Annotated in this window: 20 protein-coding genes and 1 pseudogene; 10 read left to right on the forward strand and 11 right to left on the reverse strand. The window is 63.1% G+C overall.

Going from position 1 to position 21,798, the window contains the following annotated elements; all coding sequences use genetic code 11:
- Window positions 1–8: 8 nt before the first annotated feature.
- Complete coding sequence (locus tag PspS04_RS08375; RefSeq protein WP_159994553.1) at window positions 9–983, forward strand: FecR family protein; 975 nt, start codon at window positions 9–11, stop codon at window positions 981–983.
- A gap of 97 nt (window positions 984–1,080) precedes the next feature.
- Window positions 1,081–3,531, forward strand: coding sequence for a TonB-dependent siderophore receptor (locus tag PspS04_RS08380; RefSeq protein ID WP_159994555.1), 2,451 nt, complete (start codon window positions 1,081–1,083; stop codon window positions 3,529–3,531).
- Between the two features lie 63 nt (window positions 3,532–3,594).
- On the opposite strand, the gene PspS04_RS08385 is transcribed toward PspS04_RS08380, so the two are convergent.
- Entirely contained in the window at window positions 3,595–4,746 is a 1,152-nt protein-coding gene (locus PspS04_RS08385) for an MFS transporter (protein WP_159994557.1), read from the reverse strand.
- A gap of 159 nt (window positions 4,747–4,905) precedes the next feature.
- On the opposite strand from PspS04_RS08385, the gene PspS04_RS08390 reads away from it, so the two are divergent.
- Window positions 4,906–5,898, forward strand: coding sequence for a diaminopimelate epimerase (locus tag PspS04_RS08390; protein WP_159994559.1), 993 nt, complete (start codon window positions 4,906–4,908; stop codon window positions 5,896–5,898).
- 238 nt (window positions 5,899–6,136) lie between these two features.
- Here PspS04_RS08390 and codA read toward each other — a convergent pair whose 3' ends face one another.
- From codA to PspS04_RS08410, 4 genes are all read right to left on the reverse strand, one after another.
- Window positions 6,137–7,381, reverse strand: a complete 1,245-nt coding sequence (gene codA, locus PspS04_RS08395) for a cytosine deaminase (RefSeq protein WP_159994561.1) — start codon at window positions 7,379–7,381, stop codon at window positions 6,137–6,139.
- A 13-nt stretch (window positions 7,382–7,394) separates the two neighbouring features.
- A complete protein-coding gene (codB, locus tag PspS04_RS08400; RefSeq protein ID WP_159994563.1) occupies window positions 7,395–8,666 on the reverse strand; it encodes a cytosine permease in 1,272 nt (423 codons plus the stop codon).
- Between the two features lie 233 nt (window positions 8,667–8,899).
- A complete protein-coding gene (gene queD / locus PspS04_RS08405; protein WP_007955941.1) occupies window positions 8,900–9,256 on the reverse strand; it encodes a 6-carboxytetrahydropterin synthase QueD in 357 nt (118 codons plus the stop codon).
- Window positions 9,257–9,350: 94 nt separating this feature from the next.
- Window positions 9,351–10,430: a patatin-like phospholipase family protein gene (locus PspS04_RS08410; RefSeq protein ID WP_159994565.1), complete on the reverse strand. Its 1,080-nt coding sequence runs from the start codon at window positions 10,428–10,430 to the stop codon at window positions 9,351–9,353.
- Between the two features lie 166 nt (window positions 10,431–10,596).
- Here PspS04_RS08410 and PspS04_RS08415 point away from each other — a divergent pair, with 166 nt between their 5' ends.
- Genes PspS04_RS08415 through PspS04_RS08430 form a run of 4 tightly spaced genes read left to right on the forward strand, consistent with a single transcriptional unit; the run spans window position 10,597 to window position 13,198 of the window.
- Window positions 10,597–10,905, forward strand: a complete 309-nt coding sequence (locus PspS04_RS08415; RefSeq protein WP_095167752.1) for a PepSY domain-containing protein — start codon at window positions 10,597–10,599, stop codon at window positions 10,903–10,905.
- Window positions 10,905–11,216 carry a PepSY domain-containing protein gene (locus PspS04_RS08420; RefSeq protein ID WP_095167754.1) on the forward strand — a complete coding sequence of 104 codons (312 nt, stop codon included), beginning with the start codon at window positions 10,905–10,907 and terminating at the stop codon, window positions 11,214–11,216. Before PspS04_RS08415 ends, PspS04_RS08420 begins: the two co-directional genes overlap by 1 nt.
- A gap of 3 nt (window positions 11,217–11,219) precedes the next feature.
- Window positions 11,220–11,888, forward strand: coding sequence for a response regulator transcription factor (locus PspS04_RS08425; protein WP_095167756.1), 669 nt, complete (start codon window positions 11,220–11,222; stop codon window positions 11,886–11,888).
- On the forward strand, window positions 11,885–13,198 hold the full coding sequence (locus PspS04_RS08430; RefSeq protein ID WP_095167758.1) for a sensor histidine kinase: 1,314 nt from the start codon (window positions 11,885–11,887) through the stop codon (window positions 13,196–13,198). Before PspS04_RS08425 ends, PspS04_RS08430 begins: the two co-directional genes overlap by 4 nt.
- Before the next feature lie 49 nt (window positions 13,199–13,247).
- On the opposite strand, the gene PspS04_RS28060 is transcribed toward PspS04_RS08430, so the two are convergent.
- On the reverse strand, window positions 13,248–14,003 hold the full coding sequence (locus PspS04_RS28060) for a methyl-accepting chemotaxis protein (protein ID WP_371917584.1): 756 nt from the start codon (window positions 14,001–14,003) through the stop codon (window positions 13,248–13,250).
- A 102-nt stretch (window positions 14,004–14,105) separates the two neighbouring features.
- Window positions 14,106–15,581, reverse strand: a pseudogene (locus PspS04_RS28065) (HAMP domain-containing protein); the annotation flags it as partial.
- A 47-nt stretch (window positions 15,582–15,628) separates the two neighbouring features.
- Here PspS04_RS28065 and PspS04_RS08440 point away from each other — a divergent pair.
- Window positions 15,629–16,945, forward strand: coding sequence for a Na+/H+ antiporter family protein (locus PspS04_RS08440; protein ID WP_162530224.1), 1,317 nt, complete (start codon window positions 15,629–15,631; stop codon window positions 16,943–16,945).
- A gap of 172 nt (window positions 16,946–17,117) precedes the next feature.
- Here the strand turns inward: PspS04_RS08440 and trhP are convergent, their stop codons facing one another.
- Complete coding sequence (gene trhP / locus PspS04_RS08445) at window positions 17,118–18,443, reverse strand: prephenate-dependent tRNA uridine(34) hydroxylase TrhP (RefSeq protein WP_159994571.1); 1,326 nt, start codon at window positions 18,441–18,443, stop codon at window positions 17,118–17,120.
- Between the two features lie 156 nt (window positions 18,444–18,599).
- Here trhP and PspS04_RS08450 point away from each other — a divergent pair, with 156 nt between their 5' ends.
- Window positions 18,600–19,661, forward strand: coding sequence for an AI-2E family transporter (locus PspS04_RS08450; RefSeq protein WP_159994573.1), 1,062 nt, complete (start codon window positions 18,600–18,602; stop codon window positions 19,659–19,661).
- Here the strand turns inward: PspS04_RS08450 and PspS04_RS08455 are convergent.
- The 3 genes from PspS04_RS08455 to PspS04_RS08465 all read right to left on the reverse strand — a co-directional run bounded on the left by PspS04_RS08455 (window position 19,658) and on the right by PspS04_RS08465 (window position 20,732).
- Window positions 19,658–19,840, reverse strand: coding sequence for a hypothetical protein (locus PspS04_RS08455; RefSeq protein ID WP_159994575.1), 183 nt, complete (start codon window positions 19,838–19,840; stop codon window positions 19,658–19,660). The two genes, PspS04_RS08450 and PspS04_RS08455, sit on opposite strands and share 4 nt — an antisense overlap.
- A 96-nt stretch (window positions 19,841–19,936) precedes the next feature.
- Window positions 19,937–20,131 carry a hypothetical protein gene (locus tag PspS04_RS08460; protein ID WP_095167768.1) on the reverse strand — a complete coding sequence of 65 codons (195 nt, stop codon included), beginning with the start codon at window positions 20,129–20,131 and terminating at the stop codon, window positions 19,937–19,939.
- Window positions 20,132–20,378: 247 nt separating this feature from the next.
- Window positions 20,379–20,732 (reverse strand): hypothetical protein, encoded by a 354-nt coding sequence (locus PspS04_RS08465; protein ID WP_159994577.1) that lies wholly within the window; start codon window positions 20,730–20,732, stop codon window positions 20,379–20,381.
- Between the two features lie 245 nt (window positions 20,733–20,977).
- On the opposite strand from PspS04_RS08465, the gene PspS04_RS08470 reads away from it, so the two are divergent.
- The gene (locus PspS04_RS08470) at window positions 20,978–21,796 is read left to right on the forward strand and encodes a shikimate 5-dehydrogenase (protein ID WP_095167771.1); all 819 of its coding nucleotides are present in this window, start codon (window positions 20,978–20,980) and stop codon (window positions 21,794–21,796) included.
- Window positions 21,797–21,798 lie beyond the last annotated feature (2 nt).

Here is a 21,798-nt window from a genome sequence, read left to right on the forward strand (position 1 = left end):
GACCTTGCATGATGGATAACCATGATTGCGCGTGCGGACAGACCACGGTTCGCGACGAGGCGGCGCTGTGGTTTTCCCGTGTGCAGGATGCACCGCTGAACCCAGGCGACCAGCAACGGTTCAACGCCTGGCTGGCGCAACACCCACAGCACCGCGACGAATATCAACTGCTGCAAGGCCTGTGGCGTGCCACCGAGCTGGTGCCCAAGGCGCGCTTGCAAGCCCTGTGCGCAACCCCACCCACGCAGCTCAAGCGCCGACCACTGCTGCAGTATGCGGTGGCAGCCAGTGTGCTGGTGGTGGCGGTGGGTTTCGGCCTGTTCAATGGCCTGGGTGGTCCGGCCAGTTACCGTGCAGAGTTTTCCACCGTCTTGGGCGAGCGACGCCAGGTGAGCTTGCCGGACGGCTCGCTGATCGAGCTGAACAGTCGCAGCCAGGTCCGGGTGAATTTCCAGGGCGACCAGCGGCGCATCGAACTGACCCAGGGCGAGGCCATGTTCAACGTCGCGCACGACAGCAGCCGGCCCTTTGTGGTGGCGGCGGGCACGGGCAAGGTGACGGTCACGGGCACTCGCTTCGATGTACGCCGCGACGCTCAGGAAACGCGGGTGGTGGTGGAGCAGGGCAGGGTCAAGGTGCAGGGGCACGACAGTGAATTCGTCAGCCTCTCGGCGGGACTGGCAACCCGGGTTGACGCTCAGGGTCGGGTCGCCCCGGCCCGGGCGGTCGATGCCCAGGCGCTGACCGCCTGGCGCAGCGGCAAGCTGGTGTTCAACGATGCCAGCCTCAGTGAAGTGGCAGCAGAAGTCTCGCGCTATCGGCAGCGGCCGTTGACCGTGGGCAGCGCAGCGGTGGGCAATCTACGCCTGAGCAGCGTGTTCAAGACTGACAACACCGAGGCCTTGCTCAAGGCCTTGCCGAGCATCCTGCCGGTGGCGATCCGGACCCGCGATGACGGCAGCCAGGAAATAATTGCGCGATAGATTCAGGTTTTTTTCGAGTTCTTCGTCTTCTTGTCCAACTGCAACTGGTTTGCATTAACAGCCGCACCTATTTGCGATCAACAGGACAAGGTTCGACGTGAAAAACCCCCGCGCGAAAAACAACAAACCCGCCACGCTTTCTTCCCGTTGGCTGCCCCTGGCGCTGGCACTGGCCGTCAATGCGGGCCTGCCGCTGGCGTATGCCGAGGCGGCTGGCGGCAATATCCAGATTCAAGCGCAACCCTTGGGGACGGCCCTCAGCCAACTGGGTCAGCAGACCTCCCTGCAGGTGTTTTTCGATCCGCAACTGGTGGCCGGCAAGCAGGCGCCGGCGGTGGACGGCAACTTGTCGCCGGAGCAAGCCTTGCGCCAGTTGCTGCAGGGCAGCGGCCTGGAGTATTCGATCGACCAGGGTTCGGTGACCCTGAGCCCGGCCGCCACTTCGACATCCGCAGCGGGTCCGCTGGAACTGGGGGTGACCGACATCACGGTGGTCGGCGACTGGCTGGCTGACGCCAATGCGGCGGTGGTGCAGAACCACCCTGGTGCACGCACGGTGATCCGTCGTGAGGCCATGGTCGAGCAGGGTGCGATGACCGTCGGCGACGTGCTCAAGCGCGTACCCGGGGTGCAGGTCCAGGACGCCAACGGCACGGGCGGCAGTGACATCTCCCTGAACGTCGGCGTGCGCGGTCTGACCTCGCGCCTGTCACCGCGCTCCACGGTGTTGATCGACGGTGTCCCGGCCGCCTTCGCCCCTTACGGCCAGCCGCAATTGTCGATGGCGCCGATCTCTTCCGGCAACCTCGACAGCATCGACGTGGTACGGGGCGCAGGGTCGGTTCGTTATGGCCCGCAGAACGTCGGCGGGGTGATCAACTTCGTCACCCGGGCCATCCCGGAGAAAGCCACCGGGGAAATCGGCAGCACCCTGGAAACCTCCCAGCGCGGTGGCTGGAAGCACATCGACACGGCGTTTCTCGGCGGCACCGCGGACAACGGCATGGGCGTGGCACTGTTGTACTCCGGGGTCAACGGCAACGGCTATCGGCAGAGCAATAACGACAACGACATCGACGACGTGATCCTCAAGACTCACTGGGCGCCCACCGATGTCGACGATTTTTCGCTGAACTTCCACTACTACGACGCCAAGGCTGACATGCCCGGCGGGCTGACCCAGCAACAGTACGACGAAGATCCCTACCAGTCGGTGCGCGACCACGACAACTTCGCCGGTCGGCGCAAGGACGTGTCCTTCAAGTGGGCGCGGCTGATCGGCGATCGTACCCAGGCCGAAGTGCTGACCTACTACTCCGACAGTTTTCGCGGCAGCACCATCGCCGCCCGCGACCAGAAAACCCTGAGTTCCTACCCGCGCACCTACTACACCTTCGGCATCGAGCCACGGGTGTCCCATGTGTTCGATGTCGGTCCGACTTCCCAGGAAGTCAGCGTCGGTTATCGCTACCTCAAGGAGGGCATGCACGAACAGGCCAGCCGCCTGGCGCTGGTGAACAACCAGCCGGTGCAGACCCCGACCTCCGACGGCCACGTGTACCAGGACCGCACCGGCGGCACCGAAGCCAACGCGTTCTACGTCGACAACAAAATTGATGTCGGCAACTGGACCGTGACCCCGGGCATTCGTTTTGAAGACATCCGCACCGAGTGGCACGACCGCCCGGTGCTCGATACGTCGGGCAAACCGGTGCAGGAGAAACGCCGCAGCATCGACAGCCATGAACCGCTGCCGGCCTTGAGCGTGATGTATCACCTGTCCGATGCCTGGAAGCTGTTCGCCAACTACGAAACCTCGTTCGGCTCCTTGCAGTATTTCCAGCTGGGCCAGGGCGGTTCGGGTGACGAGACCGCCAGCGGCCTGAATCCGGAGAAAGCCAAGACCTACGAAATCGGTACGCGCTACAACGATGATGTGTGGGGCGCTGAAGTGACGCTGTTCTACATCGACTTCGACGAAGAGCTGCAATACATCAGCAACGATGCCGGCTGGACCAACCTGGGCGCCACCACCCACCAGGGCATTGAAGCCTCGGTGCACTACGACATGGCCGCGCTCGACCCACGGCTCGATGGCCTGACCGCCAATGCCGGGGTCACCTACACCCGCGCCGTGTATGAAGGCGAGATCCCCGGCTTCAAGGGCCGTGACCTGCCGTTCTACTCCCGGCAGGTAGCCACCGTCGGCCTGCGTTACGACGTCAACCGCTGGACCTACAACGTCGATGCGTTCGCCCAGTCCAAGCAGCACTCACCGGGCACTGCGGTGAATGCCGATGGCAGTTTCAGCGGCGACTACATCACCGAAGGCACTGCCGACGGACAGTACGGCGACATCCCGGGTTATGTGACCTGGAACGTGCGTGGCGGCTATGACTTTGGCGCGCAACTGTCGAACCTGAAGCTCGGCGCCGGGGTGAAAAACCTCTTCGACAAGCAGTACTTCACCCGCTCCAGCGACAACAATGCGGGGATGTACGTGGGTGCGCCAAGGACCTTCTTCGTCCAGGCCAGCGTTGGTTTCTGATAGGCCGCAGTGCTTTCATCGCGAGCAGGCTCGCTCCCACAAACGAGCCAGCTCGCGATGCTGTCACACCTTCAACACTTTCCCGCCAATGGCCACTGCCACCAGCAACAGCGCCATCAAGCCAAAGGCAAAACTCAGGCTGCTGGCGTGGGCGACAAAACCGATCACTGCGGGCCCGGCGAGGATGCCGGCATAACCCAGGGTGGTGATAGCCGGCACGGCAATGCTTTCGGGCATCACCGTCTGTTTGCCGACCGCGGTGTACAGCACCGGCACGATGTTCGAACAGCCCACGCCCAGTAGCGCATAGCCCACCAGGGCCGCTTCCCAGCTCGGGGCAAAGGTCGCCAGGAACAAGCCCGCGGCGGCGGTCAGGCCACCGAACACGATCACCCGGGTAGCGCCCAGTCGGCGGACAATCCGGTCGCCGGTCAGGCGTCCGATGGTCATGGTCAGGGCGAACGCCGCATACCCCAATCCCGCATACGCCGTGTCGATCCCACGCTCCTGGGCGAGGAATACCGCGCTCCAGTCCAGTGCCGCGCCTTCAGCCAGGAACACGATGAAGCACATGCCACCGATGAACAGCACGATCCCGTGGGGCACCGCAAACGCCGGCCCGGTGCTTTCGCTGCCGTAGGTCAGCAGATGGGGCGCGGCCTTGAACAGGGCCGCCAGCAGCATCAGGATCACCACGGCCATCGCCCCCAGCGGAGAAATGCCCAGGCCCAGCAGGGCGCTGACCCCCGCCGCGCCGACAATCCCACCGAGGCTGAACATGCCATGAAAACCCGACATCATGGTCTTGCCGCTGGCGCGCTCGACAATCACCGCCTGCAGGTTGGTCGTCGAGTCCACCGTACCCAGACCGGCACCGAACAGGAACAGCGCGCCAATCAGCAGGGGCACCGTGGACACCGTCGCCAGCAACGGCAGCGCCAGGCAGATCAGCAGCGTGCCACCGGTCAGTACGCGCCGACAGCCAAAGCGCGTCGCCAGCACGCCGGCCAGCGGCATCGCCAGGATCGAGCCGACCCCCAGGCTCAGTAGCAGCAGGCCGAGGGTGCCTTCATCCAACCCGGCCCGTGCCTTGGCGTAGGGCACCAGCGGCGCCCACGCGGCAATGCCAAAGCCGGCGATGAAGAATGCGATGCGGGTCGACATCTGCTCGAGGCGCCCAGGGATTACCTGGGCGGGTGACGTGATGGCGGTCATGGAAAATCCTTGGTCTTTCAATGGAAGCGACAAACAGGGGCACATCCTTGCACATCAGTGACCGTCAGACGACCTCGGGGTTCGTCACCAGGTGGTTCGTTGATCCGAGGAAATCGCCTACAGTGGGCAATCACTCCAGACTCAACCCAGGATCTGTTCATGACCTCGTTGTTTGATGCACGCGGGAACATCTATGCGGTGGTCAGCCCCCAGCAATTGCGCGAACTGGGGATCGACCTGCCTGACACCGCCGCCGAGGCGGCGCAACAACGAATGGCCTGGACTTCACGGGCGATCCTGGCCTGCTGCAGTTGGGCGCCGGGCACGCGGCCAGACGGGGCCAAGGCGCATCGCAGCGATGGTTTGCTGGTCGGCCCATTTCAACAGGCCGCGCCCTTTGACCTGTTGATCGTCAACACCGACGGGACCCTGGCCGAGCGCAGTGGTAATGGCTTGACCATCTTCGCCCAGGCGCTGACCGAGCAGGGCTTGATGCTGGCCGAGGGCTGCAGTCTGCTCAAGGTCCATCATGACCAGGGCAACGCCCGGTCGCCCGTGCAAACCTCGGTACACGCGGCCGAAGTCGAGGCTGTGCAAGGGTTTTGGCTGGACCTGGGCAAACCTCAGTTCGGCCCGCCGGCGGTGGCGGCTCAGGGAGTGTCAGCGGCGCAGTTGAATCAGCGACCATTGAGCCATGTGCCACAGCTGGCCCGGGTCAATCCTCAGTGGCAACACAGTCAATTCGTGCGCATCGGCAACCCCCATTGCGTGACGTTGGTGACCCAGGCGGACGGGCTGCCGAGCAACCTGCAGATGGCCGCTCCCGGCCTGGCGGACGACCTGACTCGCATTGCATTCGCCCCACCCAGCGGCGGGGGGCAGCCCTGTGCCGCCGGGGTCAATCTGCAATGGGCAATGCGCGAATCGGCCAACCGCCTCAGTGCCCGGGTGTTCGAACGTGGCGAAGGCCCGACCGCGTCCTCGGGCACCAGCGCCAGCGCGGTAGCCTGTGCCGCGTGGAGTGTCGGCTGGGTGACCGCGGGCACGGTGGCGGTGGTGATGCCCGGCGGCACGGCCCCAGTGTTGCTCGAAGAGCAGGACGGTGAGTTGAACCGGGTCAGCTTGTTCGGGACGGCGCGCTTGATCCGGTGAATTCAGATCCGCCATCGCGAGCAAGCTCGCACAAGGGTTAAGGCTGCCCACAAATCCCGCATACACCCAGCAAACCTTTGTAGGAGCGAGCCTGCTCGCGAAGAACCTGAGGGCGACGCGTTGTTTCAGGCAGCACGCGTTATCGTTGACGACCATCGCGAGCAGGCTCGCACAGGGTGATTTTTGCCATGCCTGGCCCCTTGTGGGAGCGAGCTTGCTCGCGATGAGGCCGATCGGATCAAGCCGAGCCAAACATCTCGACCACTGGCATCTGGCGTTTCATCAACACCTTGCCGCCGCGGATCGAGTACAGCGGCAGTCCCTGGCTGCGGATCACTTCGTAGTCACTGTCGGCCGAGAGGATCAGCAGGTTGGCTGGCCGCCCCGGTTCCAGCCCGTAGCGGTCGCCCAGGGCCATGGCCTTGGCGCTGTTGTCGGTCACCAGGTCCAGCGAGCTTTGCAGGTTGCGGTAGCCGAGCATGTGGCAGATGTGCAGGCCGGCTTCCAGGACCCGCAAGATGTTGCCATTGCCCAGTGGGTACCACGGGTCGACGATCGAGTCCTGGCCAAAACACACGTTCATGCCGGCTTCGAGCAACTCGTTGACCCGGGTCACGCCCCGGCGTTTCGGGAAATTGTCGAAGCGCCCTTGCAAGTGAATGCTCTCGGTCGGGCAGGAGACAAAACTGATCCCCGAGTGCCCCAGCAGGCGAAACAGCTTGGCGCAGTAAGCGTTGTCGTAGGAGCCCATGGCTGTGGTGTGGCTGGCGGTCACCCGCGCACCCATGTCGCGGCTGCGAGCTTCTTCGGCCAGCACTTCGAGAAAGCGCGAGTGCGGGTCGTCGGTTTCGTCGCAATGCACGTCTACCAGGCAGCCGGTGCGCTCGGCCAGGTCCATCAGGAATTTCACCGAGCTGACACCCTGGTCGCGGGTGTATTCAAAATGCGGAATGCCCCCCACCACGTCGGCGCCCAGGCGAATCGCTTCCTCCATCAGCTCGCGGCCATTGCGGTAGGACTCGATGCCTTCCTGGGGGAAGGCGACGATCTGCAGGTCGATCAGGTGCCGGCTCTCTTCGCGCACTTCGAGCATGGCCTTGAGCGCGGTCAGTTGCGGGTCGGTGACATCGACGTGGGTGCGCACATGCTGGATGCCATGGGCGGCGAGGGTGTCGATGGTCTTTTTCGCCCGGGTCTTGGTGTCTTCCTGGGTAATGGTCGCTTTACGCTCGCCCCAGCATTCGATGCCTTCGAACAGCGTGCCGCTCATGTTCCAGCGCGGCTCACCGGCGGTCAGCGTGGCGTCGAGGTGAATGTGCGGCTCGACGAAAGGCGGCACCACCAGGTTGCCACCCGCGTCGAGGTCGTCGGGGCCCAGGGTCGGTGCCTCGGTCTGGCGGGCGATCCCGCTGATCAGGCCGTTTTCCAGGTGCAGCTCATGCAGGCCTTCACGGTTGCGCAGGCGGGCGTTGATGATGTGCATCAGGCGAATCCCTTTATAGATCTGGTAGTGCTGCGCTGGAGTTACGGGTCCCCAGGACGCAGGTCAATGCCACATACGTTAGCGCGGCAGCGCCGATCCCTACCAGCGGCGCGACCCACGGCGAGCCGAACGCGGCGACGGTGCCGACTGCATAGGCGCCGAGTCCGGCCCAGTTGAAGGCTGGCAGCCGGGCATCGGCCAGGCGCGGATAGTGGCCACGATAACGGTAGAAGAAGTCCGCCATGATCACTCCACCAATCGGCGGAATCACCGTGCCCAACAGGATCAGGTACGGGACCAGCATGTCGTACATGCCCAGCAGCGCCAGCAGAGTGCCGATCACGGCGCCGGCCAGGGTCACGGTTTTGCGCCGCCGGGTGCGCAGCAGGTTGCAGCCGGCCACGGCGAAGTTGTAGATGGTGTTGTCCTGGGTGCTCCAGATGTTGAGCAGCAGCATGGCCATCGCAGCGATGGCGAACCCTTGCAACAGCAGGACCTCGACCACATCCGGTTGCTGATAGACGATGGCCCCATAGGCACCGATCAGGACCATCAGGCCGTTGCCAAGGAAAAACCCGATCAGGCTCGCCAGCACCGCGACCCGGGCGGAACGGGAAAAGCGGGTCCAGTTGGTGGCCTGGGTCGCACCGCTGACAAAGGTGCCGAACACCAGGGTGATGGCGGTCGACCAGTCCATGTGGCTGCTCGGCACCACTGCCAGCAGCGCGTCGAGGCCACCGATCTGCAGCGTGGAAACCCACATCGACAGCATCAGCAGCAGCATCATCGCCGGCACCGCGATGTAGGAGAGGATTTCCAGGCCGCGATAGCCGACATAGGCCGTGGCGCAGAACACCAGGCCGAACAGCACCATCAGCCCCAGCACCGTACCGTCGCTCAACTGCAAATATTTGCCCAGCACCACGGCAGCCGTGGCCGTGCCCCAGGCATACCAGCCAATCTGGGTGAAACCGAGGATCAGGTCGCTGAGCTTGCTGCCCAGTTCACCAAAGCAGAAACGTCCCATCAGCACCGAGTTGAGGCCGCTCTTGAAGGCGATGTAGCCCAGGCCTGCGGCATACATGCCCAGCAGCAGGTTGCCGAGGACAATCACCGTCATCATTTCGGCAAAACTGAATGCCACCCCGAGTTTGCCGCCGGCAAACATGGTCGCCGTAAAAAAAGTGAAGCCCAGCAGCACCATGGCAGTCGACATCAGGCCCTTGCGGGCATGCATCGGCACCTCACTGAGAGGGTAGTCATTGCCCGGATCGTTCTGCGTCATATGGCGTTCCTTGCGAGAGAGGAGGACGCGGGGGTGTTGCAGTGCTCATGCCAAAGCCGGTGATGGCCCTATTACTTATAGTCGAGCGCGGGTATTTGGCCCAAGGCGGGCTCGAAAGCGGTGCACCTGACCAAACACCGGACCCAAGTGGGAGCGAGTTTTCAGTCACAAGGAGCGCCAAACTACAGGCATAAAAAAACCACCGGGGACGGTGGTATTTTCGACTGCCTGGCTCACTCGCCGCGATAGATGCAACCGCTGGTGCAGGTCTCGTGGATGCGTATTGCACTGAGTTCCGGCAGCAGCGGCTTGAGTTCATTCCAGATGAACTTGGCCAGCACTTCACTGGTCGGGTTTTCCAGGCCAGGGATGTCGTTCAGGTAGTTGTGGTCCAGGCGCTCGTACAGCGGCTTGAAGATCGCCTTGATTTCCGAGAAGTCACGGATCCAGCCAGTGTGCGGGTCGAGGTCACCGCTCAGGTGGATCGCCACTTTGAACGAGTGACCGTGCAGGCGCCCGCACTTGTGGCCGTCCGGAACGTGGGGCAGGCGGTGGGCGGACTCGAAGGTGAATTCTTTGAAAATTTCCACAGTGGTTTGAGCTCTGTCAGGTGGCTATCGCCCGCGGCGATGGGGCAGGCCGCGAGTTTAACAGCTTGAAATAACGCTTGCGGGAAAACACTGACTAAAGGGTCAGCAAGTGCTCGCCCAGGCGGCCGTTGGCGGCCAGTTCGAGGAACTCGTCGCCCAGGCGCTGGCTTTCCTGCATGGTGGTGCGCCAGTATTTCTGGCGGCCGGGGGCATCATCCATGAATCGCTTGAAGTCGTTGCGGTCCGGGAGTTTGCCGTAGGGCAGGCGGGCCAGGTAGTCCTTGGACGGTGCCAGCAACAGTACATCCTGCAAGCGCTGGGGGCAGGCGCGACGCCAGGGTAGGGTCTTGTCGAACCAGCCAGGAATTACCCGGTCGGTAAAGTGCGGATAAAGCACGATGTCGTCGCCGCTGTAGGGCAAATCGAGGTGGTAGTCCAGCAGGCCACCGTCGCGAAAGGTCCCGGCTCCGGCCCCCGGCAGGTCACGCACGCCCTCCATGACCATCGGGATCGAACCCGACGCGAGCAAGGCCTGGCGCAAGTTGCTGGCATTCAACGCGACATAACGCGAAGGGAAGTCGTGCAGGGCATTGAGCGGCGGCGCGAGGCGCGGATCATGGATGATCAGCCGTTCGAAATGTCGCGACAAGCGTGCGCGTCCCCGCAGGTTGTCGGCGATCACCGACGACAGCCCCAGGCCGAGGCGGCCGCGGTGATCGTCCGCCAGCAGGCCGTGGCTCTTGACCACCATGATGTTCAAACGGTAATGGGGGTTGTCGAGGATCCGCGCATCGCGGCCGTCGAGCAGTTCATCGAGCATGCGCCGCGAGCTCTGGCTGATCTGCGCCATGCTTACGCCTTTGCTGAAATGCTGTTCGGTGTAGAGCTGGCCCAGGCGCTGGATACCTTCGGCGGCGTCCGGCAAGCAAGCACTGGCGAAGCGCCAGGAACCCACCGAGGCGCCAATCAGCGAGCGCTCACGGGGCGCGGCCGGCAACCACTCGCCGAACAGCGCCAGGTCCAGGCCCTGGATGCCCAGGGCTTTGGGCCCACCGGCGGCACCGGGCAGCGTGCCCACGTGCATCGCGTTCAGGCCCTGTTGCCGAATCCGCGTGAAAGCCCGCGGTCCGGCCTTGAGGGTCAGGGCCGGGAATTTGATATGGATAGCGCTCATACAGCTCTCGCTTAGTGCAGCCAGGCTTGCGGGGCATCCTGGGGACGCCATCGCCGGCAAGCCGCGCTCCTGCTGGGTTGGTGTACGTCGTCCATCAATGATGGCGATTCAGTTTGAATTAAGTTGCTGCCGTTAGTCTGGGCCCATACCGATCTGGAGACCGCCCATGAAAACCCTGACCACCCTGTTCACCGCCAGCCTGATCGCCCTGACGGCCAGCCTGGCCCACGCCCGTGACTTGGGACCGGATGAGGCCCTGAGGTTGCGTGACGCTGGTACCATTGTGTCTTTCGAGAAGCTCAATGCCAGCGCACTGGCCAAACACCCCGGCGCGACCATTACTGAAACCGAACTGGAAGAAGAGTACGGCAAGTACATCTACCAGATCGAGTTGCGTGATCAACAAGGCATTCAGTGGGACCTGGAATTGGACGCTGTCAGCGGGCAGCTACTCAAGGATCATCAGGATACGTAATGAAGGTTAATCTGCGCGCTTATGGGCTCGGTGCCCTGGCGCTACTGGCGGTCTGCTCACTGGCAGTGGCCCGCGATCTCGATCAGGACGAAGCCCTGCGCCTGCGCCAGCAAGGGGTGATCCTGCCGCTGGAGCAACTGCTGCAGCAGGCGCTGGACCGCTACCCTGGCGCCAAGCTCCTGGAAGCGGAGCTGGAAGAGAAGCATGACGTCTACATTTATGAAGTCGAACTGCTGACCCCGCAGGGCGTGGTGCGTGAGCTGGACCTGGACGCCAGGACCGGCCGTTTACTCAAAGACAAGGAAGATTGATCGATGCGTTTGCTTCTGGTGGAAGACCACGTGCCGCTGGCCGACGAGTTGTTGGCCGGACTCAATCGCCAGGGTTACGCGGTGGACTGGCTGGCCGATGGACGCGATGCCGTGTACCAGGGCAGCAGCGAGCCCTATGACCTGATCGTCCTCGACCTCGGCTTGCCGGGCCTGCCGGGTCTGGAAGTGCTCAGCCAATGGCGCGCGGGTGGCCTGGCCACGCCGGTGCTGGTGCTGACCGCGCGCGACTCCTGGGCCGAACGCATCGAGGGGCTCAAGGCGGGCGCCGACGACTACCTGACCAAACCTTTTCACCCCGAAGAGCTGCACCTGCGGATTCAGGCGCTGCTGCGCCGTTCCCACGGGCAGGCCAATCAGCCGACGCTCAAGTCCGCCGGCCTGCACCTGGACGAAGGCCGGCAGTGCGTGGTGCGCGATGGCGCCGATATCCAGCTGACCGCCGCCGAGTTCCGCCTGTTGCGCTACTTCATGCTGCACCCGCAGCAGATCCTGTCCAAAAGCCACCTGGCCGAACACCTCTACGACGGTGAAACCGAGCGCGACTCCAATGTCCTCGAAGTCCACGTCAACCACCTGCGGCGCAAGCTGGGGCGCAGCGTGATCGAAACCCGTCGAGGCCAGGGCTACCTGTTCGGTGGGCAGGCGCAGTGAGGTCGATCCAGCGGCGCTTGAGCCTGGGCCTGATCAGCGTGTTGCTGATCGTCGGCCTGGTGCTGGTGCAGACCAGCCTGTGGTTGTTCGAACAGGGGCTGCAACGTTACCTCGAAGCGGGCCTGCGCAACGACAGTGAAAACCTGCTGGTGGCCCTGGTGCGCGGCCCGCAAGGCGTGCAACTGGACGAGCGCCGCCTGTCGCCGGCTTATCAGCGGCCGTTCTCCGGGCATTATTTTCGCATCGACTTTGCCGACACCCACTGGCGTTCGCGTTCGTTGTGGGACCAGGAACTGCCGTTGCTCGAGCAGCCGGGCCTGCACAGCAACCTGCAATTAGGGCCTGAGGGTCAACAGCTGCTGGTGTTGCGTTCGGACTACCGGCGCCTGGGCCAGTCGATCTCCATCAGCGTGGCCCAGGACTACACCCCGGTGCAGGAGAGCTTCCGGCGCATGCGTCAGATCGGCCTCGGCCTCGGCCTGGCCTGCCTGCTGCTGATTCTGCTGTTGCAGCGGATCACCGTGCGCCGCGCCCTGCGCCCGCTGGAAAGCGCGCGGGAGCAGATCGCCCAATTGCAACAGGGGCAACGCTCGCAACTGGACGCCCAGGTCCCCGAAGAACTGGAACCCCTGGTGGCGCAGATCAACCATCTGCTGGCGCACACCGAAGACAGCCTCAAGCGCTCGCGCAATGCCCTGGGCAACCTCGGCCATGCGCTGAAGACCCCGTTGGCGGTGTTGCTGAGCCTGGCTTCCAGCGACAAGCTGGATGCCCATCCCGAGCTGCGTAAAGTCCTGCAAACGCAACTGGAGCAGGTGCAGCAGCGCTTGAACCGTGAACTGAACCGTGCGCGACTGGCCGGTGACGCCTTGCCCGGCGCGTTGTTTGATTGCGATGCCGAGCTGCCGGGGTTACTGGCTACCTTGAACATGATTCACGGCGAACACCTGGACCTCAGTTACGTCGCGCCGGCCGGTCTGCACCTGCCGTGGGATCGCGAGGACTTGCTGGAATTGCTCGGCAACTTGCTGGACAACGCCTGCAAATGGGCCGACGCCGAGGTGCGCCTGAGCGTGGCGCAGGCGCCCGAGGGCTTTGTGCTGGCGGTCGAAGACGATGGCCCGGGGATTCCCGAAGCCCAGCGCGACCAGGTATTCAGCCGGGGTACACGCCTGGATGAACAGACCAACGGGCATGGCCTGGGCTTGGGCATCGTGCGCGATATCGTCGAGGCGTGGGGCGGGATATTGCGCTTGGAAGAAAGCCAGTGGGGCGGATTGCGGGTAGTGATCGAGTTACCCAGGATCTGATAGCCGATCAGGCCAGTGGGGCGTGTCTGCTCGCCCCACTGGCGCTGGATTACACCCGGAACTGATCCATCAGGCTCTGCTGCTGGTTTGCCAGAGTGTTGAGCGACTGGCTGACCCGGGCCGATTCATTGGCCTGGCCCGACAGCGACTCGGTCACGTCGCGGATGGTTGCCACGTTGTTATTGATCTCTTCGGCCACCGCGCTCTGTTCTTCGGCGGCACTGGCAATCTGCAGGTTCATGTCGGTAATCACCGTCACCGCGTCGCCGATCTGGCGCAGTGCGGTCACGGCCTGGCCAACCTGCTCGACGCTGCCCTGGGCCTGGCGGTGGCTGTTGCCCATGGCGCCGACCACTTGCTGGGTGCCACTTTGCAGTTGCTCGATCACCTGGCGGGTTTCCTCCACCGACTCTTGCGTGCGGCGGGCGAGGTTGCGCACCTCGTCGGCCACCACCGCAAAACCGCGCCCGGCTTCCCCGGCGCGCGCGGCCTCAATGGCGGCGTTGAGCGCCAGCAGGTTGGTCTGCTCGGCGATGGCGCGAATCACTTCCAGCACCGAACCGATTTTCTCGCTGTTGGCCGCCAGGCCTTCGACCTGGACCATGGCCGTGCTCATGTCGGCGGCCAGGCTGTCGATGCTGGCGGTGGTGCGGTCGATCACGGTCAGGCCCTGGCGGGTTGCCTGGTCCGCGTCGCGCGCCGCTTGTGCCGCCTGCGCTGCACTGCGGGCGACGTCCTGGGCGGTGGCGCTCATTTCGTGGGAGGCGGTGGCCACCTGATCGACCTGGCGATACTGCTGCTCCATCCCGGCGCTGGTCTGGGTGGCGATGGCCGAGGACTGGTCGGCGGTGCTGCGGGCGTCCTGCACCGAACGTTTGACCTCGGCGATGATCGGTTGCAGCTTGTCGAGGAAGCGGTTGAACCAACCGGCCAGTTGCCCGAGTTCGTCCTGCTTGTCGTAGGCCAGGCGCCGGGTCAAGTCGCCTTCGCCGCTGGCGATGTCTTCGAGCATCTGGGCCACGCCGAGAATCGGCCGGGTCACGCTGCGGGCCATCAGCCAGACCAGCAGCAGGCCGATGACCGCGGCTATCAGGCCCAGGCCCAACTCGATCAGGGTGCCGGTGGTGTTGGTGGCGTCGAGTTCGGCCTGCAGGGCTTGCGCCGGGCCGACCACGACCTGTTGCGGCACGTCGAGCAACACCCCCCAGGCCTTGCCGCCGGGAATCGGTTCGAACGGCGAGAGCACCTTGAGTTGCTGCTGGCTACGCAGGCTCTGGGTCTGGTTACTGGTGCCCAGCATGCGCAGCAGTTCGCTGCCGTCCTGGTCCACCGTGCCCAGGCGCTGGCTGAGTTTGCTGGCGTCCGGGCTGTAGCCGGCGAGCAGGCCGACGGGGCTGAGGATGCTGACGCTCGTCTGGCCGTCGTAGAGTTCGCGGCTCGCCTGCTGGCTGACGGCCTGCAGGCTGTTGAGGTTGATGTCCACTGACAGCGAGGCGATGACTTTGCCATCCGCCAGCAAGGGGAAGACGATGCTGGTCATCAGCACGTTCTGGCCATCGATCACATAGAAGTAGGGTTCGATCACGCAGGGCTTGAGGGTTGCGCGCGGGCAAGTGAACCAGGCATTGGCCGGTTCGCCGCTGGGGCCGGTGCTGGTGTCGGCCATGTCGCTTTCGGGCAGCGCCATCGAGTTCAACTTGCCGGCGGTCGGCTGCGACCAGTACAGGGCAAAGCGGCCCTTGTCGTTGCTGCCCAGTTCTTCCTGGCCGGCAAACAACTCGTCCTTGCCATCCAGGGCGTTGGCTTCGAATACCAGCGACAGTCCGAGTAGTTGCGGGTTGGCCTGCAGCGCCGACTTGACCTGGCGGGTCAGGTCTTCGCGCAGGTCGAAGGCGTCGAGGAAACGTTTCTCGGCCTGTTCGCGCAGGAACAGCACCTGGCGCGAGAAGCCATGGCCATATTGATAGGCGTCCATGAACTGCTGGCGAATCCCCAGCGCCTGGACTTCGCCCTGGGCTTCGATGCGCGACTGGGCCGCTTCATTGAGCATGCTCATGCTCGACGCCTTGACCAGTTCGGAACTGTGCTCCATGCGATACAGCGACAGGCCCACCAGCAAGGTCACGATGCCGGCCAGGCACAGCCCGGCCAGCAGGGTGATTTTCCATTGAATCGACAGCTGTCTGAGTGACATGGAGGCGCCCTTAATCGATAAATATCCAAGACCTGGACCTGTAACGGCCTCATCAGCGCTTTCTTGAGTCCTGTACCAACTGCCGCGTAGTTTTTGACAAGCGCGGCGGGCTGCGGCACAGTGCGCGCCCTCTAATAAAACCTCTATTCCATCCGGTGTCGGCCCTTGCAGCTGGCAGGCCGGACTCATCCCGTTTGCGCCGCGTTCGGCGGCGACTGTGCCTTGAGGTAACGATGATTAATGCAGTAATTGCCGCGGTCGGCATCATGCTGGTACTCAGCCTGTCCCGCGTGCATGTGGTGATCGCGCTGATCATTGGCGCTCTGGTGGGTGGCCTGACCGGCGGCCTGGGTATGCAAGCGACGCTCAAGGCCTTCAACAGTGGCTTGGGCGGCGGCGCGACCGTGGCGTTGTCCTACGCCTTGCTCGGCGCCTTTGCGGTGGCGATTGCCAAGTCTGGCCTGGCCCATGCCCTGGCAGACAAGGCCCTGGCCCTGGTGGATCGGCAGGACGCCAATGGCGGCGGCCAGGTCAAGTGGTTACTGATCGGTTTGCTCTGGGTGGTGGCGATCGCCTCGCAGAACATCCTGCCGATTCACATTGCCTTTATCCCGCTGCTGGTGCCACCGCTGCTGTATGTGCTGACCAAGTTGCAACTGGATCGCCGCTTGATCGCCTGCGTCATGACCTTCGGCTTGATCACGCCGTACATGTTCCTGCCGGTGGGGTTCGGCAATATCTTCCTTAATGAGATTCTGCTGGCCAACGTGGCCAAGAGCGGCGTCGACATCAGTGGCGTCAACGTCACCCACGCCATGGGTATTCCGGCGTTGGGCATGGTGTTCGGGTTGTTGCTGGCGTTTGTCAGCTACCGCAAGAAACGCGTGTATGACCTGGAGAAAATCGAGCGGGTCGAGCAGGTGGCAGTCCAGTACAACCCGCTGACCTTGATGGTGGCAGGGCTGGCGATTGCCGCCGCCTTCATCATCCAGTTGCTGCTGGATTCGATGATTATCGGCGCTTTGGCCGGGTTCCTGATTTTCTCGGTATCGGGGGTGGTGCGCTGGCGCGAGACCGACGATCTGTTCACCGAAGGCATGAAGATGATGGCGATGATTGGTTTCATCATGATCGCCGCCTCTGGGTTCGCCGAGGTCATGAAGGCCACCGGCGAGGTGCAGACCCTGGTTGAGACGTCGGCGGCGTGGATCGGCCACAGCAAGGGCGTCGGTGCGTTGCTGATGCTGCTGGTCGGGCTGCTGGTGACCATGGGCATCGGCTCGTCCTTTTCCACGGTGCCGATCCTGGCGGCGATCTTCGTGCCGCTGTGCGTGCAACTGGGCTTCAGTCCGTTGGCCATCGTCTGCATCGTCGGCACTGCCGGCGCCTTGGGTGACGCCGGTTCACCAGCCTCGGACTCGACCCTGGGCCCAACCTCGGGCCTGAACATCGACGGCCAGCATCACCATATCTGGGACACCGTGGTCCCGACGTTCCTGCACTACAACCTGCCGTTGCTGGCGTTTGGTTGGGTGGCGGCGATGGTGTTGTAACCCGGCAGTCAAGCTTGTTGCAGGGGCGGCGCTCGCTTGCGGCGCCCGCTTGCGGTGCTTGTATTCATCCTGGATGGGCGCGTTATCGTTGACGTTCTTCGCGAGCAAGCTCGCTCCTACAAGGGGGCTTGGGTGTGTGCCTAGAGGGATTGTGTAGGCGCGAGGGCCACGATCAGCCCTTGTTCACGTCTCGCATCAACAGCCCATATTGCAAGTCCACCGCATCCGGAATCGGCAGGTAGACGATGTGGCCGTCCCCCGGTGCCACTTCCAGCGGCTCGCCCTTGGCGTTCTGCAACTGCTGCAGATCGAAGTGGAAATTGCCTTTGGGGGTCATCAGCTCCATGTGGTCGCCCAGGGCAAAGCGGTTTTTCACCTTGACCTCGGCCAGGCGCTCACGGCGCTCGCCGGTCAGCTCGCCGACGAACTGCTGGCGGTCGCAGACCGAACTGCCGTTCTGGTAGTTCTGGTATTCGTCATGGACGTGGCGGCGCAGGAAACCCTCGGTGTAGCCGCGCTGGGCCAGGGATTCCAGGTCAGTCATCAGGCTGCGGTCGAACGGGCGGCCGGCGACGGCGTCGTCGATTGCTCGGCGGTAGACCTGGGTGGTGCGCGCGCAATAGAAGTGCGACTTGGTCCGGCCTTCGATCTTCAGCGAATGCACGCCCATGTGCGTCAGACGCTCCACGTGCTGCACGGCACGCAGGTCCTTGGCGTTCATGATGTAGGTGCCGTGCTCATCTTCAAAGGCCGGCAGCAGTTCGTCCGGGCGATTGGCTTCCTGCAACAGGAACACCTGGTCGGTCGGTGTGCCGAGGCCCAGGGTCGGTTGCGGCGCAAACTGCTGGACGATCTGGCCCACGTGGTTTTCCGTCGCCGGCTGGGCTGCGTACTTCCAGCGGCAGGCGTTGGTGCAGGATCCCTGGTTGGCATCGCGCTTGTTCATGTAGCCCGACAGCAGGCAGCGCCCGGAATAGGCCATGCACAGTGCGCCGTGGACAAACACTTCCAGCTCCATGGCCGGTACCTGCTGGCGGATCTCGGCGATTTCCTCCAGGGATAACTCGCGCGAGAGGATGATCCGGCTCAGCCCTTGCTGTTGCCAGAACTCGACACTGGCCCAGTTGACGGTATTGGCTTGCACCGAGAGGTGGATCGGCATCTGCGGGAAATGCCGGCGCACCAGCATGATCAAGCCCGGGTCGGACATGATCAGCGCGTCCGGGGCCATGGCAATCACCGGTTCGAGGTCCTTGAGAAAGGTCTTGAGCTTGGCGTTGTGCGGGGCGATGTTGATCACCACGTAAAAGCGCTTGCCCTGGGCCTGGGCCTCGCTGATCCCGAGGGCCAGGTTGGCGTGATCGAACTCATTGTTGCGCACCCGCAGGCTGTAGCGCGGCTGGCCGGCATACACCGCATCGGCACCATAGGCGAAGGCATAACGCATGTTTTTCAGGGTGCCGGCAGGGGCAAGCAGTTCGGGCGTGGCGAGAGTCATGGCAGCGTCGATCGCAAAAGGGCGCGAGGGTAGGGCAGGTGCGCCGGACGTTTATTGATCTGGATCTATGCTCGATGAAGAAATCACGGCACTCGCGCGTTACGTGGCTGACTAACCTGTAAGGCGCAGTCGGCGTTTTTCAGACATGGATCGGACATGAACCACTCCTCGATACAGAACAAATCCCTGATGGTCCTGCTGGTCCTGGTCACCCTGGCGTTTATCTGGATTCTCCTGCCGTTCTACGGTGCGGTGTTCTGGGCGGTGATCCTGGGCATCGTGTTTGCCCCGTTGCAGCATCGGCTGCAATTGAAGTTTGGCTGGCAACGCAACCTGGTCTCGCTGTTTACCCTTAGCGTGTGCCTGGTGATCGCGATCTTGCCGGTGATCATCATTAGCGCCTTGCTGGTGCAGGAGGGAGCCACGCTCTACAAGAACATCGAGAGCGGCGAACTGGACATTGCCGGCTACCTGGCGCAGTTCAAACACAGCCTGCCGCCGTACTTCCAGCACCTGCTGGATCGTTTCGGCATGGGCGACTTGAGTGGCTTGCGGGAAAAAATCGTCAAGGGGGCGATGCAGGGCAGCGAGTTTTTTGCCACCCAGGCGTTCAGCTTCGGTCAGGGCACGTTCGAGTTCCTGGTGAGTTTTTTCATCATGCTGTACCTGCTGTTCTTCTTTTTACGCGACGGCCCGGAGCTGGCGCGCAAGCTGCGCACGGCAGTGCCTTTGGAAGAGCATCAAAAACGCCGCCTGCAGCTCAAGTTCAACCGCGTGGTGCGGGCCACGGTCAAAGGCAACCTGCTGGTGGCCGTCACGCAGGGCGCGCTGGGTGGGCTGATCTTCTGGTTCCTGGACATTCCCAGTGCGCTGCTCTGGGCGGTGTTGATGGCGTTTCTGTCGCTGTTGCCGGCGGTGGGGGCGGGGATTGTCTGGGCGCCCGTCGCAGCCTGGTTCCTGCTCAGTGGTGCGGTCTGGCAGGGGGTGGTCCTGGGGTTGTACGGGGTGTTCGTGATCGGCCTGGTGGATAACGTGTTGCGCCCGATCCTGGTAGGCAAGGACACCAAGATGCCGGATTACCTGATCCTGATCTCGACCCTGGGCGGCCTGGCGGTTTTCGGGCTCAATGGTTTTGTCATTGGTCCGTTGATCGCCGCACTGTTCATCTCCAGCTGGGCGCTGTACGTCGAAACCAAGCCGCGGGTGCAGTTGCCTTAAGCGCTCAGGGTAAAACTGCCGATGCGTTGCGACAGGGCCTGGGCGGCGGGCAGCGAGGTCAGCGGGCCACTGATGGTCTCGCCGTCCTGCACCACATACCAACAGGCGAGCAATCCCAGCTCTCTGAGGGGCGCGGGGACGGCGCTACCAATCACGGACATGATCTGAACCTTGGGCATAAGTACCTCCATCAATCGATGGAGCTACCTTACCGGCGCGCTGATTCCTGGGACAATCAACGCGCTCGATAGTGGACATTGACGGCGTTGGGGCGGTCAGTCGACGACCTGGTCGAGCATGTTCATGACTTCGTGTTCATTGAGCAGGCCTTTGCGCACCAGGTTCTCGGCCAGTAGCGAAAGAAACTTGGCACTGCGATGGCCCTCAAGGTGCTTGAGTTCGGTCAGTGCGCTATAGACCTTGCTGGAGGTGCAGAGTCCGACAATGCGGTGCGGGTTTTGCGTGGGCATAGAGGGTCGTCCTTGTTTTTATTAACCGTTTGTGACGGACAGAATAGAGATTGCGGTCCTGTCATGACATAAATATGACACCTGGGCGACGCAAGCCAGGCTATTCGTCGGATCCATCATGCGCCATCTTGCCGCAGGCATTGTCCCGGCAGCGACCTTGGCGAGATTTATTCAGACATGCAATCGGCTGCAAAACGGCAACAGGCCCCGCAGCGATGCGAGGCCTGGGGTTTTTATCGGCCAGCGCTTACCAGCGTGGACCGTAGTAGCGGGGCGGGCCGTAATAACCATGGGGCGGGCCGTAGTACACCGGTGCCGGGCGGTAGTAGACCGGTTGTTGCACATACACCGGCTGCGGCTGGTAGTAGACCGGCGGCGGTTGCTGGATGTACACCGGTTGCGGCTGGAGGTAGACCGGTTGCTGGACATACACGGGGCGTTGCGAGTTGGCGATCACCGAGCCTGCGACCACGGCACCGACAACCGCGCCGACTGCCGCCGGCGCACCCCATCCGTAGTAACCACCACCGTGGGCCTGGGCCTGTCCTGCGACAGCGAAGGCTCCGATCAGCAAGGCAATTGCAGGGAGTTTACGGAGCATGATGGTTCCTCGTTGTGTCTCCCCGGCGCCTGGTTCTGCGATAGAGCCAGCAAGTGTCGCGGGGATATCTCTCAGACAGCGTTTTTTGGCGATTTCACGAGGCGCCTGGGTAAATTTTGTGTAAGGTCTGTAGCGCCGTCCGGACCCGGCTACGCCAACAGGGCCGGGCACCTTGTCATGATTGATCAACGTTTGCGGGCTGGCTAATCCCGTTGGTCTGAAAGTGCTTAGCGAAGGAGTTCCACATGCTGATGAACCCGAACAAAGACACCCAACTGTGCATGTCGTTGTCGGGGCGCCCCGGAAATTTCGGCCTGCGTTTCCACAACCATCTGTACGAGCAACTGGGCCTGAACTTCTACTACAAAGCGTTCAGCAGCCAGGACCTGCCGGGGGCGGTGGCGGGGATTCGCGCCCTGGGTATCCGCGGTTGTGGGGTGTCAATGCCGTTCAAGGAAGCCTGCATCGCCCTGGTCGATGAGCTGGACGCATCGGCGGCGGCCATCGCCTCGATCAACACCATCGTCAACACCAACGGTCATCTCAAGGCCTACAACACCGACTACATCGCGATCGCGCAATTACTCAAGAGCCACGCCGTGCCGCAGGCTTCAAGCTTCGCCTTGCGCGGCAGCGGTGGCATGGCCAAGGCGGTTGCCAGTGCCCTGCGCGATGGCGGCTACAGCAACGGCCTGATCGTGGCCCGCAATGCAAGTGCCGGACGCGCCCTGGCCGACTCGCTGGGGTATCGCTGGCAAGCGGAACTGGGCGAGGAGCGCCCGCAGATGCTGATCAACGTCACGCCCATTGGCATGGCCGGTGGCAGCGAGGCCGAGCAACTGGCGTTCCCGGCCGAGGTGATCGATCAGGCGCAGATCGTCTTCGATGTGGTGGCGATTCCCTCGCAAACTCCGCTGATCGTGCAGGCCCAGGCGGCTGGCAAGCAGGTGATCACCGGCCTTGAAGTCATCGCCATCCAGGCGCTGGAGCAGTTTGTGTTGTACACCGGCGTGCGCCCCAGCGAGGCGCAATTCCAGCAAGCGGTGGCGTTTGCCCGCGCCTGATC

The organism is Pseudomonas sp. S04, from assembly GCF_009834545.1.
Taxonomy (GTDB): Bacteria; Pseudomonadota; Gammaproteobacteria; order Pseudomonadales; family Pseudomonadaceae; genus Aquipseudomonas.

Excerpts from the sequence above, each read along its gene's own strand:
- PspS04_RS08415 (WP_095167752.1), top strand. The coding sequence starts at position 10,597 with ATGAAAACCCTGACCACCCTGTTCACCGCCAGCCTGATCGCCCTGACG.
- codB (WP_159994563.1), bottom strand. The coding sequence starts at position 8,666 with ATGACGCAGAACGATCCGGGCAATGACTACCCTCTCAGTGAGGTGCCG.
- PspS04_RS08385 (WP_159994557.1), bottom strand. The coding sequence starts at position 4,746 with ATGACCGCCATCACGTCACCCGCCCAGGTAATCCCTGGGCGCCTCGAG.
- PspS04_RS08420 (WP_095167754.1), top strand. The coding sequence starts at position 10,905 with ATGAAGGTTAATCTGCGCGCTTATGGGCTCGGTGCCCTGGCGCTACTG.
- PspS04_RS08410 (WP_159994565.1), bottom strand. The coding sequence starts at position 10,430 with ATGAGCGCTATCCATATCAAATTCCCGGCCCTGACCCTCAAGGCCGGA.
- PspS04_RS28060 (WP_371917584.1), bottom strand. The coding sequence starts at position 14,003 with ATGGAGCAGCAGTATCGCCAGGTCGATCAGGTGGCCACCGCCTCCCAC.
- PspS04_RS08470 (WP_095167771.1), top strand. The coding sequence starts at position 20,978 with ATGCTGATGAACCCGAACAAAGACACCCAACTGTGCATGTCGTTGTCG.
- PspS04_RS08455 (WP_159994575.1), bottom strand. The coding sequence starts at position 19,840 with ATGCCCAAGGTTCAGATCATGTCCGTGATTGGTAGCGCCGTCCCCGCG.
- PspS04_RS08450 (WP_159994573.1), top strand. The coding sequence starts at position 18,600 with ATGAACCACTCCTCGATACAGAACAAATCCCTGATGGTCCTGCTGGTC.
- codA (WP_159994561.1), bottom strand. The coding sequence starts at position 7,381 with ATGCACATCATCAACGCCCGCCTGCGCAACCGTGAAGGCCTGCATGAG.
- trhP (WP_159994571.1), bottom strand. The coding sequence starts at position 18,443 with ATGACTCTCGCCACGCCCGAACTGCTTGCCCCTGCCGGCACCCTGAAA.
- PspS04_RS08460 (WP_095167768.1), bottom strand. The coding sequence starts at position 20,131 with ATGCCCACGCAAAACCCGCACCGCATTGTCGGACTCTGCACCTCCAGC.
- PspS04_RS08425 (WP_095167756.1), top strand. The coding sequence starts at position 11,220 with ATGCGTTTGCTTCTGGTGGAAGACCACGTGCCGCTGGCCGACGAGTTG.
- PspS04_RS08465 (WP_159994577.1), bottom strand. The coding sequence starts at position 20,732 with ATGCTCCGTAAACTCCCTGCAATTGCCTTGCTGATCGGAGCCTTCGCT.
- PspS04_RS08375 (WP_159994553.1), top strand. The coding sequence starts at position 9 with ATGATGGATAACCATGATTGCGCGTGCGGACAGACCACGGTTCGCGAC.
- PspS04_RS08390 (WP_159994559.1), top strand. The coding sequence starts at position 4,906 with ATGACCTCGTTGTTTGATGCACGCGGGAACATCTATGCGGTGGTCAGC.